This is a genomic window from Bacillota bacterium (assembly GCA_040755295.1).
GTDB lineage: Bacteria > Bacillota > Desulfotomaculia > Desulfotomaculales > Ammonificaceae > SURF-55.
The window spans coordinates 175,102-190,959 of record JBFMBK010000002.1 but is presented as its reverse complement, the minus strand read 5'-3'; the positions used below and the strand labels follow the sequence as shown (position 1 = coordinate 190,959).

Here is a 15,858-nt window from a genome sequence, read left to right as displayed (position 1 = left end):
ATGGTTTTGAATCCCTACAACACGCATGCGGAGGGCGGACGCGATGGAAAAAAATAAACTTCTGTACCTTTTGGCAGGGTTTCTTGGTTTGGTCGTGGTAATCGGCGTCGGGATGAACGCGGCCCGAAAACCGGCATTTCTTTATCATCCCAAGGTCGTCGGTTTCTACGTGGATCAACCGGGACCCACGGATTCATTCGGTTCCCTTAAAACCCACGGCAAGCTGCTGGACGATGTCGCTCCCCTGTGGTACAGCATCATGCCCGACGGGAGTCTCGACGTGAAAGTCAACCGGGAGGCGTTGCGGATAGCCCGGGACTATAAGCTAAAAATAACACCTTTGATCAACGTAGGGAGGAACGATGATACCTTTCTGCAGGATCCCGCTACAAGAGACAGGGTAATCGCCAACATCGCGTCGGTGGTTAAAGCGGAGAACTATGACGGCGTGAACCTGGATATACAACTGCTGCCGGAAGACGACGGACGGGAATTCTCCGGGGACCGGGACCTGCTTACGGATTTTGTAAAGCGGCTGCGCGACAAACTCAAACCCATGAAGAAAACCCTTGCGATATCCGTGATCCCCAAGGTTCAGGTGCCGAAAGAGGTGGAGGGGATATATGATTACGGCGCACTGGCGGGACTGGTCGATTACGTATCGCTGATGACGTACGACAGGCACCAGGATTCCGGACCTCCCGGACCCGTGGCACCGTTCAGCTGGGTGGAGCAGAATATTAAAGAGACGGAGAACCTGGGTTTCCGCCGGGACCAAATCTATTTAGGGATAGCCACTTACGGATACGACTGGCCCACCGGCGAGCCGGGCGGGTTTTCAAGGCCGACACGCGAGATAGAGGAGCGCGCCGCCCGCACCGGAGTAACCGTCGAATGGAGCGACCGCTACCAGGAGCCTTATTATATTTACACGGCGCCCAACGGCCGTCAACGCGAGATCTGGTTTGAAAACCACGCTACCATGCGGCAGAAGATCGATCTTATGAAAAAGCACCGGTTGGCCGGGATAGCGATCTGGCGGCTTGGTTTTGAGACGCCCGGCTTCTGGGATGTGTTGCGTAAGGAGTTTCCGGGCAAGAAGTAAGCAGTAGTCAGTAGAAGTTACCTTGTATGGTGGGCTGTGCCCACCTTTTAGAAAGTCAGAATAGAAAATAATTGTGAATTGCGGGATAATACGGCCGTGCCGGCAGGTGCGGTCGTATTCTTTTTCTGTGGCACGGACGGTATTGCAGGGACGGCCGGAGAGGAAAATTTCTTGAAAAGCGGACGGCGGAAGGGTGATAATGTTATTGACATTCTCCCAAAGGAGACTTACGTTGAACGCGAAAATCTTCACCGGGACCTCCGGCTACAGCTACGATGACTGGCGCGGCGCGTTTTACCCGCTTCGGCTCGCCAAAGGCGATATGCTCGTCTACTATGCTCGGGAGTTTTTCTTTACGGAGGTCAACTCAACGTACTACTACATGCCGCCGCCCCGGATCCTTGCCCGGCTCGCCGAAAAAACGCCGGAAGATTTCGTGTTCAGCGTGAAGGCGCACGGGTCGCTTACCCACGGGCGGGGGGACGGTTTTAACAGCGACGCCGAAAAGTTCAGGCTGGCGCTTCAGCCTCTCCGCGAGTCCGGGAAGCTCGGCGCCGTGTTGTTCCAGTTCCCTTACTCCTTCCGTAAGATACCGGAGAACGAAAAGTACCTGGTCCGGATAAGGGACGCATTTCCGGCCGATCCCGCCGCCGTGGAATTCAGGCATTCCGGCTGGGTCGAGCAGTCCACCTGGGAACTCCTCCGGTCGCTTAATTTTGCGTATGTTTGCGTGGACGAGCCCCGTCTCAAGGGTCTGGTCGGACCGGTTGCGGTCCGGACCGCTTCCTTTGGTTACGTGCGTTTTCACGGGCGAAACGCTGCGAAATGGTGGAAACACGGTCAACCCTGGGAGCGTTATGACTACCTTTATAGTGATGCGGAACTCACCGAGTGGATTCCAGGCGTGCAGGCCGTCGCCCGTGAAACCGACCGGGTTTTCATCGCCTTCAATAATCACCCGCGCGGTCAGGCGGTACAGAATGCCCGGGTATTCCGGAGCATGATAGGATAGGTAATACTTGCTGAAAGGAGTATTTTGTCTTAGAATAATTCTATATGTTTTTTAATGGCCGCCGGTAACAGAGTGAAATAGTAGCGGCGGAAAGGGAGAGGAGTTGAGATTAGGGGAGACGAGAAAAACAACAAGAGAGGTGCCGCAGTACAAACAAAATTTTCTTATTAGAGAGGAGTAGAGTATTTTTGGAAACAAAAATTCTGCTTTCCGAAAAAGAAGTTCCAACCGCATGGTATAACATCATGGCGGATATGCCGAATCTGCCGAAGCCGCCCCTTCATCCCGGGACCAAAAAACCGGTGGGGCCTGACGATCTTTCACCGATTTTTCCCATGGGACTGATTATGCAGGAGGTTACCACCGAACGGTGGGTACCCATACCCGAAGAGGTTCTCGAGATTTACCGGCTCTGGCGGCCCAGCCCGCTCATCAGGGCGCGGCGTTTGGAGAAGGCGCTCGATACCCCCGCGCGTATATACTATAAATATGAAGGTGTCAGCCCGGCCGGAAGTCACAAACTCAATACGGCACTACCCCAGGCCTACTACAATAAGCAGGAAGGTATCAAGCGTCTGGCCACTGAAACCGGGGCCGGACAGTGGGGGAGCGCTCTTTCGATGGCCTGCAAGTTTTTCGGGCTTGAGTGCACGGTCTACATGGTTAAGGTCAGCTACCACCAGAAGCCGTACCGGCGTGTTCTAATGCAGCTTTTCGGCGCCGATGTGTTTGCAAGTCCGAGTGATCATACGCAATCCGGCCGCGCCATCCTGGAAGCCAATCCCGACTCGCCGGGCAGCCTCGGCGTCGCTATCAGCGAGGCGGTCGAAGATGCCGCCACGCATGGGGATACCAACTACTCGCTCGGCAGCGTGCTGAATCATGTGCTTTTACACCAGACGGTGGTCGGCCTTGAAGCGAAGGCGCAGATGGAAAAGGCCGGTGAGGCGCCGGATGTGGTCATCGGCTGCGTGGGCGGCGGGTCCAACTACGGTGGATTCTGTTTCCCGTTCTTACACGATAATTTTACCAAGGGAGCGAAGACGCGCTACGTAGCGGTCGAGCCCACCGCGTGTCCCACGTTAACGCGGGGACTTCATGCCTACGATTTCGGCGATGTGGCGGGGTTGACGCCGCTCGTTTACATGTATACCCTCGGGAAGGACTTCATGCCGGCAGCGATTCACGCCGGAGGGCTTCGTTATCACGGAGACGCGCCATTGCTTTGCCAGGTGGTTGCGGACGGTTTCGTCGAGGCGCGGGCTTACAAACAGAAGCAGATTTTCGATGCCGCGGTGCAGTTTGCACACGCGGAAGCGATTGTTCCGGCGCCGGAGTCGGCGCACGCCATCAGGTGCGCGATCGACGAGGCGCTGGCAGCCCGGGAGGCGGGCGAGTCGCGGGTTGTGCTTTTCAACCTCAGCGGCCACGGCCATTTTGACCTGGGGGCTTATGACGACTACCTTGCGGGGCAAATCGAGGACTATATCTTACCGGAGGAAGAACTTCGTCAGGCGCTGTCGAAGTTACCCAAGGTGGAGTAACAGATGCGTTTACGGGGCACGATGCGTATTAACGAAGAAGGGCATCTTGAGGTTGGCGGGGTTTCCACTCTCGATCTGGCGAAGGAGTTTGGAACACCGCTTTATGTAATCGACGAAGCCCTTTTTCGCGAAAACTGCCGGCGTTATCGTGCGGCGTTCGGTCCTGATAACAGGGTGGTTTACGCCGGCAAGGCACTGATGTGCGCCGCCATATGCCGGATGATAGACGAAGAGAGTCTTTACCTGGACGTGGTATCGGGCGGAGAGCTTTACACGGCGCTTTCCGCCCGTTTTCCCGCTGAGCGGATCTACTTCCACGGCAACAACAAGTCGGAGGATGAGATACGGCAGGGAATCTGCGCCGGTGTAGGAAGGTTCGTGGTCGACAGCCTTGACGAACTTCACATCCTTGACCGCGTGGCCGGGGAAGAGGGGGCGCGGCCGGAGGTGCTGTTGCGGATTACGCCTGGCATTGAGGCCCATACCCACGATTACATACGGACCGGACAGATCGATTCGAAGTTCGGGCTGCCGATCTCCACGGGACAGGCGCTGAAAGGAGTACGGCGGACAATGGATTCGCACAACGTCAAGTTGGTGGGGCTCCACTGTCATATCGGATCGCAGATCTTCGACCTCGAGCCTTTTCGGGAGGCGGCGCGGGTTATACTGGGGTTTGCATCCGAAGTTCGGGATTCCACCGGTTGGCTTCCTGAAGAGCTGGATCTGGGTGGAGGTCTGGGAATATATTACGTCAGCGGTGACGACCCACCGCTTATCGAGGATTACGCGCAGGCGATCACCGGCGCCGTCAGGGATACCTGTGCACTGTTGGGAATGCCCCTGCCGCGCGTGGTTGTCGAGCCCGGCCGATCTATTGCAGGGCCTGCGGGCAGCACGCTGTATACGGTGGGTGTGGTTAAGGAGATTCCCGGTGTCCGGCGTTACGTTGCGGTGGACGGCGGGATGGGCGACAACCCGCGGCCGGCGCTTTACCAGGCGCAGTATGAGGCGGTGCTCGCCGCCAGAATAAAAGATAACTCCGCCGTTGCCGTCACCGTCGCCGGCAAGTGCTGCGAGTCGGGGGACGTCCTTATACAAACCGCGCACCTTCCTTGCCCCGAAACCGGCGACCTCCTGCTGATACCGGCAACCGGCGCTTATAACTATACAATGTCTATGAATTACAACCGCCTGCCACGACCGGCGATGGTACTCGTCAAGGACGAAAAGGCCGAAATCATTGTGGCGCGGGAAAGCTACGAGGATCTCGTGCGCAACGACAGAGTGCCGGAGTCTTTATGGAAATTATCACCACGCACCTGATAACGGATTTTGACGGTCTGGCGTCAACTGTAGCGGCAAAGAAGCTTTATCCGGGCGCGCACCTTGTGCTGCCGGGCAAAGCCAGTCGCGGCGTCGAGGAGTTTCTTGCCCTCCACCGGGACGTCCTGCGCATAGAAGACCCCAAGAACATCAACCTCAACGCAATCCGCCGGCTCATTATGGTTGACACGCGCAATCCCCGGCGCATAGGTTTACTGAGCGCGCTTCTCGATCGCTCGGACGTGGAGGTTCACATTTACGACCACCACCCCGTGGACGAGGGCGACGCCCGCGGCACGCTCGAGGTGGTTTCGGTTGTGGGGGCGACCACAACCCTGCTGGTGGAAAGAATTAAGGAAGCCGGACTGGAGGTCACCCCGTTCGAGGCTACGATCTTTGCGCTCGGGATTTATGAGGACACCGGGAGTCTGCTATATCCCAGCACCACCTGCCGGGATGTTGCGGCGGTGGAGTACCTGATCGCCAACGGCGCCAACCTCATGGTGGTGGCGAACTTCCTGGGCCGCCCACTTTCCGATGAACAAAAGGAACTGTTAAAAGAACTTATTATAAATGCGGAACGTCACTTTATCAACGGCGTGAAGGTCCTGGTGACCATGGCACGCACCGGAGAGTTCTTTGAGGGTCTTGCGCTTCTCACCCATAAACTGGCCGAGATCGAACAACTCGATGCGGTGTTCAACGTTGTAGAGATGGAAGGCCGGGTGTACATCATCGCACGGTCCGCGCTGCCGGAGGTTGATGTAAGGATGGTCCTGCAGCACTTCGGCGGCGGCGGGCACCCCGCGGCGGCTTCGGCTACGCTTAAAGGGGCCGTGCTGGAGCAGGTGGTAAAAGAGCTTATACCCGTGCTGCAGAACACCATTCGCGCACCGCTTACGGTTGCGGAAATCATGAGCATACCGGTCAAAACCGTCGGGGCCGAGACCAGCGTGTCGGAAGCGGGCCAGGTGATGCTGCGTTACGGCCACAGCGGCCTTCCGGTGGTCCGGGAGGGGCAGCTTGTGGGGATAATCTCGCGCCGTGACGTGGAAAAAGCCCAACGCAACGGATTGGGTCACGCGCCGGTAAAGGCTTTTATGAGCAACCAGGTGGTGACCGTAGAACCCTACCTTCCGGTTACCGAGGCGCAGACCAGTATGATCGAGCACAATATCGGAAGGCTGCCGGTTGTAGAAGGCGGTCGCCTTGCAGGCATCATCTCCCGCACCGATATATTAAGAACACTGCATCGCGATTTCAAGCCGCAGTTTAACCTTCTGTACGCGGCGACGGCAACCCAGACCGGGCGCCGTAATATCGCCGCTTTAATCCGGACGGGCGTACCCGCTGTGACTTTGGCCTTTCTCGAGCGGGCCGGGGTTCTGGCCGCACAGGCGGGAACTGCAGCCTACCTCTCCGGCGAAGCGGTCCGGGATTTGCTGATGGGGTTTCAGCGGCGGGACGTTACGGTGATCGTGGAAAGTGACGCCCTCAAATTGGTTTCAGAATTGGCTGAGGAGTTCGGCGTCCATTTAAGGATAAATCCAAAGGTTACCGCGGCCGCCGTGAGCTTTCCGGACGGAAGCAAGTGTAAAGTGGTGGAAGCGCGCCCGGACTTTTTCGAGTATGCGCTCGGAGTAAAATTAGAAGACACCTCCCTGCGCCAGGAGCTTTACCGGCAGGATTTTACGGTCAACGCTCTTGCCGTGGAGTTGAACCCGGAGAGGTTCGGGTTGATTATCGATTATTTCGGTGGAAGGGACGACCTTCAGTACGGTCTGGTCCGGGTGCTCCACAGCCGCAGCTTTATGGAAGAGCCGCTCCGGATTCTTAGGGCGGTGCGGCTTGCCGAGAGCTCAAACATGCAGCTGGAGAGGCAGACGCTGAGGCTTTTGCGCGACGCGGTACGCGAAGGGGTGTTAAGCAGGGTCCAACCTGAACTGCTCTGGAAGGACGTTCGGTCCTGCCTGGATATGGACTGCGCCTCGCGGTTGCTCGGGCGCTACGCGGAACTGGGCATCTGGCCTTACGTCTTTCCGGTGGCGAGCCACTGGGAGGTTGAAGCGGTCCTGACCTATCTGCCCCAGGCGATTAAAACGATCGAGTCGTGGGGTGTGGTGTTCGGAGAAAGGTGGCTGAGCTACTTCATCGCTGCGGTGCACTGGACCAACGAACCTTCCGCACAGGCGCTGTGCGAACAGTACCGCTTCGGGCGGAACACCAACGAAAAGGTCATAACAGCGCTTCGCTACTGGCACGACGCACTCGGTAAGCTGGCGGTGCGGGAACCTGCGCGTATAAGTTCACTGGCCCGTGCGGTGTTGGAACTTCCCCGCGAGGCATACCCGCTCCTTTTTGTTCTGTTAAGCGAGGAAGGCCACCAGGACCGTTTCCGGGAAGTGCTGATAACGGTGATTAATAATAAACCCCGGTTGACGGGTAAGGATATTAAGGGAATGGGTTACCCTCCCGGCCCTTTGTACCGTGAAGTGCTTGACGCGGTATGGCGGGCGAGGCTGGACGGGTTGCTCTTGAACCGCGAGGACGAACTGGCCTTCGCCCGGGAATACCTGTCAACAAAGGCGGGGGAAGAGAGGGGTGGCACCCGTGATTGACAGTGGTGCGATTTTAGACGGGGTCGCGCTGGTGATTGCATTTGTAGTGGGCATCACGTTCCACGAATTCGCGCACGGGTGGGCGGCGGATAAGATCGGCGACCCCACGGCGCGTCACGCCGGGCGGTTGACGTTTAACCCGCTGGCGCACGTCGACCCTGTGGGAACCCTTCTGGTCCCGGCACTGCTGTTGTTTTCCGGGAGCAGGTTTGTATTCGGCTGGGCTAAACCCGTGCCGATAAACCCGTACAACTTCCGGGACCGGCGTCGTGGATTGATCCTGGTATCGCTTGCCGGGCCGCTGGCAAACGTTGTTGTGGCGGTGGCTGCGGCGTTGCTGCTAAGGGTTTGGGGCGCGGCGACGCAAGAGGTGGTTTACATTCTGGTGCAGATAATCCTTATAAACATTTTTCTGGCGATTTTCAACCTCATCCCGGTACCGCCGCTGGACGGATCAAAGGTACTGGCAGGGCTTGTCCCGGGGCGGCAGGAGTGGATGGTTCAGCTTGAACAGTACGGGATGCTTATACTTTTGCTCCTGATATTCACCGGGATGATTGGCTGGATAGGTGAACATCTTGTTGTACCGCTTGCCCGTCTTCTGATTAATTTTGGTGCCGGGACAACGATAATTTGAAAGAGTGTGAGAAGGTAGAAGATAGAATCCGGAAGGTAGACTGTAGAATATAGAAGGTAGAATATAGAATACAGGAGTCAGAATACAAAGTGGTTTCTTTATTCTAACTACTAACTACTAACTACCGACTACTAAAAGGGCATTTACCTGTTATCCGGTATTTATTTTCTTGATTCATGGCGTCCTTGGCGCCTTGGCGGTTGATTCTATTTTCAGAGGGAGGAGATCTTTTGAGGATTCTTAGCGGCATGCGTCCGACTGGGCGTCTGCATCTCGGGCATCTCAGCGTTTTGGAAAACTGGCTGAGACTGCAGGAGAATAACGATTGCTTCTTCTTTGTCGCCGACTGGCACGCTCTGACCACCGAGTTCGAGAATCCGGGCGACATCAAGGGTTTCATACGCGAGATGGTGGCGGACTGGCTGGCGGTCGGGATAGATCCGGAGAAGAGCGTGGTTTTCGTTCAGTCCGACATACCGGAGCACGCCGAACTGCACCTTATTTTTTCGATGTTCACCCCGCTTTCCTGGCTGGAAAGGGTGCCTACTTACAAGGACCAGGTGCGCAAGCTTGCGGAGCAGGGAAAGGACATCACCACATACGGATTCCTCGGATACCCGCTCTTACAGGCCGCCGACATATTGATTTACCTCGCGGACGGGGTGCCCGTCGGTGAGGATCAACTGCCGCACATCGAGCTCTGCCGGGAGGTGGCGCGGAGGTTCAATCACCTTTACGCCCCGGTGTTTCCGGAACCGCAGGGGATTTTGGCGGAAATCAAGCTGGTCCCGGGAATAGACGGGCAGAAAATGAGTAAAAGCTACCATAACGAGATTCCCCTGACGGCTGCCACCGATGAGATAGGTCGATTGACAAACCTGATGGTTACCGATCCGGCCCGTATTCGTAAGGACGATCTCGGCCACCCGGAGGTCTGCACCGTGTTCAAATACCACGCCATCTACAACACCGAAGTGGCCGGGATCGAGGCCGAATGCCGCGCCGGTAAGATAGGATGCGTCCCCTGTAAAAAGCGTCTGTTTCAACTTACGGAAGGTGTCCTGGGGCCTGTTCGCGAGCGGCGGGCGGCGCTGACGGCGCGCAAAGGCTACGTCGAGGAAGTGCTGCACGAGGGACGGATAAAGGCGCAGCGGGTAGCGGCGGATACCCTGGGAAAGGCGCGGGCGGCTTTAGGTATTTAGGCGCTTAAGGCGGTGGGGATTCAATCTTTTTATTCCGGCTTGTCCGGGTTAGGCTGAAAATACTAACGTCGAGTTGGTGCTGAGTTTCTTGTGGGTTGTAATAGCGCTTGTATCTGTAACCATAGTGGTTTTATTCCTTGCCTTTAGCAGAGTGCGCTTAGGCATTGAGTACAGACGCCGCGGGCATGAAGACTGGTTCATGTTCGAGACATCCGCTTTCTGGGGTCTGTTAAGGTACCGGATCGCTCAACCGGCCATTAAACCGGACGTCGAAGGGGGCGCTTCAGGTATACGATTTGAGGTTACCACCGGAGAGGACCCTGAGAGGCATATATTATTTGAAGGATTTAATGACTTATTTCGCCTGTTTCTATATATATCGCGGCGGCTGGGACGTTACAAACAACCCGTTTTGTATTTACTGCGCCGTGCGAAGATCACGCGTTTCGCGTGGCATACCTCTTTAGGTACCGGCGATCCCGGTACGACGGGTATCGCCTGCGGCACGCTGTGGATGGCGATAGATATACTGCTCGGCCGTTTTTCCCCCATCCTTAAAACCTCCGCCGACGTCAGCGTGAACCCGTCCTTTTTCGTTCCACTGTTCGGCACCTCTTTGCAGGTAAACGCTTCCGTAGATTTGAGGCACCTTTTCGGCGCAGGTGTTTCTTTCTTTTTGTCCCTCCGGCGATAAATAAACAGGAACGTATACAGTCGGGCCGTCAACCCCGGGACATTGACGCCCGCAAAACCATGGATTATGATTTTTATGGTATTTGCTTGGGAGGAATCGAGTGTGAAGATAAGCGGCTATGTTTTCGGCGAGATAGTGATCGGCGGGAAGAGGTACACCGAGGATGTCGTTATTTTTCCGGAGAGGGTTATGTCATGGTGGCGTCAGAAGGGCCACGTGGTCGAAACGGCGGATCTCAGCGAGGTGGCGCGGGCGAAACCCGAGGTGGTGATTTTGGGGACGGGCGCCTACGGGGCGGTTCGCGTTCTTCCGGAGGTGGAAAAGTATTTTAAATCGCAGAACATGCGGTTGATCGTCCTGCAGACCGGGGAAGCCTGCGCCAGATACAACGAGCTGTATGAACAGAATTTTGTCGTTGCGGCGCTGCACCTCACCTGTTGAAAACACCGTTGTAAAATGCCGTTTAATAAAATATGTTGTTTAAAGGGAAATTTTGATAGCCGACGAAAACCTAAAGAGAGGGTGTCCATCTTCCGATAGAACAGTTAATTACGGTTGACTTATTGGAGAAGTCATTCAGAGCAGGTGCGCCATGCAAGGCCGAGTGCCGGGTATGCGACAAAAGGCCCTTATAATCATTGGTGCAGTAATAATATGTTTGATCGCAACATTGTATATAACCTCGCAGAGAATCGTGCTAAGAGGGTTTGCGGTAAACGAAAGGGAGCATGTCCGTGTTAAGGTGGAACAGGCTCAGTTCCACCTGCTCGACGACCTTTCAGCCCTCGGTATGGTCGCAGGCGATTGGGCCGCGAGGGAAAGAAGCAGGGACTTACTGGACAAAGAAAATGAAAAGGATTTTCATTCCTCCCTTCAGACAAAATCATTCCAAGAATTAAGGCTCAACCTCATCCTGTATCTGCGCCCGTCAGGCAGTGTCATTTCCGGCACCGCTTTTGATTTCATACAAAAGAAAAAAGAGACGATTCCGCAAGGCATAAAAACCCACCTATCCCCACAAGGTCCCCTCATGCGTTGCAAAGATGAAAGCGGCATGACCGGAATTATCAGCCTTCCGGATGGGATCATGATGGTTGTTTCGAGACCCATGATGAGCGAGGATCGAACCGTTGAGGGATACCTGGTCATGGGGCGTTACCTGGATGCCGCTGAAATCGAGCATATGAGTAAAATGACCCATCTTTCGGTGGCGGTGCAAAGGTTCGACGACCAGCGTCTGCCACCCGATTACCGGACGGCGCGTTCTGCGTTGTCGGGGAAAACGACTGTTTTTGTAAACCCCCTGAGCAAGGATACCATTGCCGCATACGCGGTTTTAAACGACATTTACGGGAAGCCTGCCGTAATACTGCGAGTGGATGACCGCAGGACCTTTTTCATACAAGGGAAAACCACGGTATATTATTTCCTCCTATGGCTTCTGATAATCGGCCTGGGTTTCAGCGGAACAACCCGGTTCCTCTGGCGGAAACTGGTTTTGTCACAGCGCGAAAAACAGGAGAGTGAGGAACGTTATCGCGCCGTGGTTGAGCAAACCGCGGAGGGCATCTTTTTGGTCGAAGCGGATACGAGACGGTTGCTGGAAGCCAACGCCGCGTTTCAAAACCTGTTCGGCTATATCGCGGATGAAATTCCCGGACTTATACTTTATGACTTCTGTATGTGCGGCCGAGAGGACATCGACTTTGTAGTCCGGAGCATCATCACGGAAAGGCGGCATATCTTCGGCGAAAGGCAGTTTAAGCGTAAAGACGGTTCGGTAGTTAATGTTGAGATCAGTGCAAACATGATTTCTTATGGGGGGAAGGAGGTCTTGTGTTTCACCGTTCGAGATATCACCAAGCGCAAGCGGGCGGATGAGGCGCTAAAGGCCAGCGAGGAAAAGTTCCGAAACCTGTTCCATAACGCCAGCGACGCGATTATCCTGCACCTCTTGACGGAAGAGGACATGCCCGGGCGCATCATCGAAGTAAACGACGCCATGTGCCGGCGGTTGGGTTACAGCCGGGAGGAACTGCTGGCGATGACGCCTTTGGACGTCGACGACAAGGAGCGGCTCGGCGAACTGCCGAGAGTTTATAAGGACCTGTTGTCCCAGGGTCACATAACATTTGAGATGACCCATGTTACGAAGAAAGGCCGCAAGATACCGGTCGAAATCAGCACCCATGTTTTTAAGCTGAACGGTGTCAAGGTTGCACTTTCGATATCGCGCGATATTACGGAGCGAAAACGGGCGGAGGAGGCCATCAAGCTCGCGTGCCTGGAACTCAATCAGATATTCAGCACCGCGGCCGACGGAATGCGGGTGGTCGACAAGGAGTTCAATGTCCTCCGGGTAAACGAGCGGTTTTGTGCCATGGCCGGTATCAGCATGTCCGAGTCTTTGGGCAATAAGTGTTATGAGGTTTTCCGGGGCGCGGTCTGCCATAGCCTTGACTGCCCGTTGAACCGCATCCTCCTTGGAGAGGAACGCGTTGAGTATGACGTGGAAAAGGAGCGCAAAGACGGGAATAAGATCCTCTGCACCCTCACGGCGACACCTTTCCGGGGTCCGGACGGAGAGCTCGTGGGCATCGTGGAAAACTTCCGGGACATTACCGGGCGAAACGGGTGGAAGAAGAGCTGCAGAAGGCGAAGGAAGCCGCAGTAGCCGCGAACCAGGCAAAGAACGAATTTCTTGCCAATATGAGCCATGAAATCAGGAAGCCTATGAACAGCATCCAGGGTTTGATCGAATTGATTCTCGGTACGCAGCTTGACGACGAACAGCGTGAGCTTGCCAGCGTCATCCGTTATTCCTCCGAGGCGCTGCTTACCGTGATAAACGATATCCTCGATTTTTCCCGCATGGAAGCCGGAAGAATTACACTGGAGGCCGAAGACTTCGCCCTGCTGGCGGTTGTGGAAAACGTTGCCGGACTTATGACATCGGCGGCGGAAGAAAAACACCTGCGCCTGATGACCTTCGCTGCTCCCGAAATACCGCCGCTTCTACACGGAGACCCCGGACGCATACGGCAGGTTTTACTGAACCTGGCGAGCAATGCGGTGAAGTTTACGGAATCCGGCGAGGTGGTAATAAGCGCGGTGGTTGAATCCGAAGACGAGTCGCGCGTAAACGTCCGTTTTGAGGTAACCGATACCGGCGCCGGCCTTTCGGAGGAGGAACAAAAGCTGTTGTTCCATCCCTTCGTGCAGGTCGACGGATCTGCTACTCGTAAATACGGCGGGGCCGGACTTGGGCTTTCCATTTCCAAACGGGTGGTAGAACTCTTGGGCGGCAGAATCGGCGTAGAAAGCGAGCAAGGCAAGGGCTCAACCTTCTGGTTGAGCGTACCCATAGAGCGCTTTTCAGGAAACGAGAGGCCCACGGCTCGCGGCGGCCCAGACCTTAAAGGTTTAAGGATTCTTGTTGTAAACGACAATGCCAGCGAACGGGGTATTATCATCCGTTACCTTTCCGCGTGGGACGCCTATGCGGAAGGTGCGGCGGACGGGAGGGAGGCGGTGGATATCCTCCGCCGGTCGGACGGCGCCGCTTCGTATGACGCCACCATCGTTTCCTGTCCCTTAACCGATGTCGATGTTTTTAGGCTTGCACGGACGATCAAGTCGGTCAAGTCGGATTTAAAGATGGTATTACTCACCGACTTCAGCGACAGGGCAAAGGGCAATAAAGGTTTACAATGCTGCTTTTCGGCCCATCTTATCAGACCCTTAAAGCGTGCAAAGCTGCGTACTTGTCTTGGAAAGATCGTTGAGGAGACGGGGCTGTCTTTCATACAAAAGTCCGGTTTCCCGCATTCAGCGGATGACAGGCCGGCGTCCGCCGCTTCAATAATTGACACGAGTAGACAGGTGCTTGTGGCGGAGGATAACCCGGTGAACCGAAGGGTTGTAGCGCTGCAGTTGAAAAAAATCGGAATCCCGTTTGCGTCCGTAATGAATGGGAGGGAAGCAGTAGAGGCGGTTTTAACCGGAACTCCTTACGCGATGATACTGATGGACTGCCAGATGCCGGAAATGGACGGCTTTGAGGCAGCGCGAGCGATCCGCGAGGCCGAACCCGCGCTTGGTCGCCGCATTCCCATCATTGCGTTGACGGCACACGTCACAAAAGGTTGCCGCGAACAGTGCCTGAGCGCGGGAATGGATGATTATATCAGCAAGCCGATCAGTCTTGATGAATTGAGGGAAACGCTTACCAGGTGGCTGCCTGCCCGAGGGGTACCCCAAAAGACAGCCACCGCCGGTTCGGCGTCAGCCGTTGAGACTGTAACCGCGGCGGTTGATTTCGAAAGACTGGAGGAGTTATGTTCGCTCGATGCGGGCAGCGAGTCAAACATACTTTCCGAGTTGATTAACATCTATCTCTCCGATACGCCGCCCAGGTTGGCCGCCTTGTGGGAAGCGGTCGCAAAAAAGGACGCGCGGGTCATCGAGGTACTGGCGGATGCCTTAAGGTCGAGCAGCGGCAACATGGGTGCGTATGGCCTTGCGGCGATGTGCGCGGATTTTGAGCAGATGAGCCAGGTTGAGGATGCCGCCGGAATAGCGGAAAAAGTCGCCGAAATAGATGATGAGTATGCAAGAGTACGATCAGATCTTTTATTCGTTCTAAATGCAAAGGGAAGACATCATTAACGCGGTACGACTCGCTTACGCTTCTTAATGTTCTTTTATCGTTAGACAAGAAATGTGTTGTGCCTTAGACACCTGCAGGCGAATTCGAGAGAGATCTGACAAAGTATATCATTTAATAATCGGGTTAACGGTATTTTGGCTAACCGGCATCTCCTCCACCCACCTGCCTTTTTCTCAGCCTCACGTTCAAATCTCAGGAATTTAGAAGTTTAAATTCAGGGATGTCCTTATTTAACCGCCACTATATAGACAGATTAATATTATTGAAGCAGTTAATCTTTATTACGGTATTTTGCGGGCGCCTGAGGGGTTAGGCGGTATTCTTTTGGTATGGGATAATGTGGGTGCACTTCATTACTTTAAACTAACCATATAATCACTTCGTTGACATGTTTTAAATGCTTGCGTACTCCCGGGCTCTTCTCCTAGTACTGGTTTTGTAAAGGGGGTTGAAACAATCTCAGCTAAGGGGAAGGGTTCGTGGAGGGAAAAAACAAAACCGGCATCGGTGTTTTAGGAAACATGCCATGGGGCAGTCACTTTTGCCTGTTCTACCGGGAAAAGCAGGATCTAATTGATTCCATGGATTCGTTCTTTAAGGAAGGACTGGAAGGCGGAGAGTTTTGCATCTGGGTTGTATCGCCGCCTCTGTCGGTTCAGGAGGCCGAAGGAGCGATGAAAGAAGTTTTGCCCGGGTTTGAGCGGTACCGGATGAAGATAGAGATTCTGCAAGACGCGGGGTGGTACCTGAAAGACGGTTCGTTAGACGCAGAGGAAATGTTAAAATCATGGGTGGAAAAGCATGATCGGGCGATCGCCGGCGGTTTCACAGGGCTGAGAGCCGCTGGTGACGGCACCGTTTTCAAAAAGGACCACTGGGTTGATTTATGCGCTTACGAACACAGCGTCAACACGCTCATCACCGAGCGCCGGATGGTTGCCGCCTGCACGTACCGCATTAACGGGTGCGGGGCGCAAGAGCTGATCGACGTTATTTAAAGACACCAGTGGGCGCTGATTGTTCGAGGAGGGCGCTGCGAGATCTTAAAAGG

12 protein-coding genes are annotated in these 15,858 nt (G+C 55.0%); all 12 read left to right on the top strand.

Annotated elements, in window-relative coordinates:
• The first annotated feature begins 43 nt into the window (after positions 1–43).
• On the top strand, positions 44–1,105 hold the full coding sequence (locus AB1500_02800; protein MEW6182095.1) for a glycosyl hydrolase family 18 protein: 1,062 nt from the start codon (positions 44–46) through the stop codon (positions 1,103–1,105).
• A gap of 232 nt (positions 1,106–1,337) precedes the next feature.
• Positions 1,338–2,117, top strand: a complete 780-nt coding sequence (locus tag AB1500_02795) for a DUF72 domain-containing protein (protein ID MEW6182094.1) — start codon at positions 1,338–1,340, stop codon at positions 2,115–2,117.
• Between the two features lie 188 nt (positions 2,118–2,305).
• Positions 2,306–3,661 carry a TrpB-like pyridoxal phosphate-dependent enzyme gene (locus AB1500_02790; protein ID MEW6182093.1) on the top strand — a complete coding sequence of 452 codons (1,356 nt, stop codon included), beginning with the start codon at positions 2,306–2,308 and terminating at the stop codon, positions 3,659–3,661.
• A 3-nt stretch (positions 3,662–3,664) separates the two neighbouring features.
• Complete coding sequence (lysA, locus tag AB1500_02785; protein ID MEW6182092.1) at positions 3,665–4,987, top strand: diaminopimelate decarboxylase; 1,323 nt, start codon at positions 3,665–3,667, stop codon at positions 4,985–4,987.
• Complete coding sequence (locus tag AB1500_02780; GenBank protein MEW6182091.1) at positions 4,963–7,605, top strand: CBS domain-containing protein; 2,643 nt, start codon at positions 4,963–4,965, stop codon at positions 7,603–7,605. The genes lysA and AB1500_02780 overlap by 25 nt, the downstream gene beginning before the upstream one ends.
• On the top strand, positions 7,589–8,242 hold the full coding sequence (locus AB1500_02775) for a site-2 protease family protein (GenBank protein ID MEW6182090.1): 654 nt from the start codon (positions 7,589–7,591) through the stop codon (positions 8,240–8,242). The genes AB1500_02780 and AB1500_02775 overlap by 17 nt, the downstream gene beginning before the upstream one ends.
• A 230-nt stretch (positions 8,243–8,472) precedes the next feature.
• Positions 8,473–9,444: a tryptophan--tRNA ligase gene (gene trpS / locus AB1500_02770; protein MEW6182089.1), complete on the top strand. Its 972-nt coding sequence runs from the start codon at positions 8,473–8,475 to the stop codon at positions 9,442–9,444.
• Between the two features lie 199 nt (positions 9,445–9,643).
• Entirely contained in the window at positions 9,644–10,138 is a 495-nt protein-coding gene (locus AB1500_02765; protein MEW6182088.1) for a DUF2953 domain-containing protein, read from the top strand.
• Between the two features lie 102 nt (positions 10,139–10,240).
• Positions 10,241–10,579: an Mth938-like domain-containing protein gene (locus tag AB1500_02760; GenBank protein ID MEW6182087.1), complete on the top strand. Its 339-nt coding sequence runs from the start codon at positions 10,241–10,243 to the stop codon at positions 10,577–10,579.
• 253 nt (positions 10,580–10,832) lie between these two features.
• Positions 10,833–12,812 (top strand): PAS domain S-box protein, encoded by a 1,980-nt coding sequence (locus tag AB1500_02755; protein ID MEW6182086.1) that lies wholly within the window; start codon positions 10,833–10,835, stop codon positions 12,810–12,812.
• Positions 12,773–14,806, top strand: a complete 2,034-nt coding sequence (locus AB1500_02750; protein ID MEW6182085.1) for a response regulator — start codon at positions 12,773–12,775, stop codon at positions 14,804–14,806. The genes AB1500_02755 and AB1500_02750 overlap by 40 nt, the downstream gene beginning before the upstream one ends.
• A 480-nt stretch (positions 14,807–15,286) precedes the next feature.
• Positions 15,287–15,805 (top strand): MEDS domain-containing protein, encoded by a 519-nt coding sequence (locus AB1500_02745; GenBank protein MEW6182084.1) that lies wholly within the window; start codon positions 15,287–15,289, stop codon positions 15,803–15,805.
• Positions 15,806–15,858 lie beyond the last annotated feature (53 nt).

Bases quoted from the DNA above. Each gene is read 5' to 3' on its own strand.
- AB1500_02765 (MEW6182088.1), top strand. From the start codon at position 9,644: ATGTTCGAGACATCCGCTTTCTGGGGTCTGTTAAGGTACCGGATCGCT.
- AB1500_02800 (MEW6182095.1), top strand. From the start codon at position 44: ATGGAAAAAAATAAACTTCTGTACCTTTTGGCAGGGTTTCTTGGTTTG.
- lysA (MEW6182092.1), top strand. From the start codon at position 3,665: ATGCGTTTACGGGGCACGATGCGTATTAACGAAGAAGGGCATCTTGAG.
- AB1500_02780 (MEW6182091.1), top strand. From the start codon at position 4,963: ATGGAAATTATCACCACGCACCTGATAACGGATTTTGACGGTCTGGCG.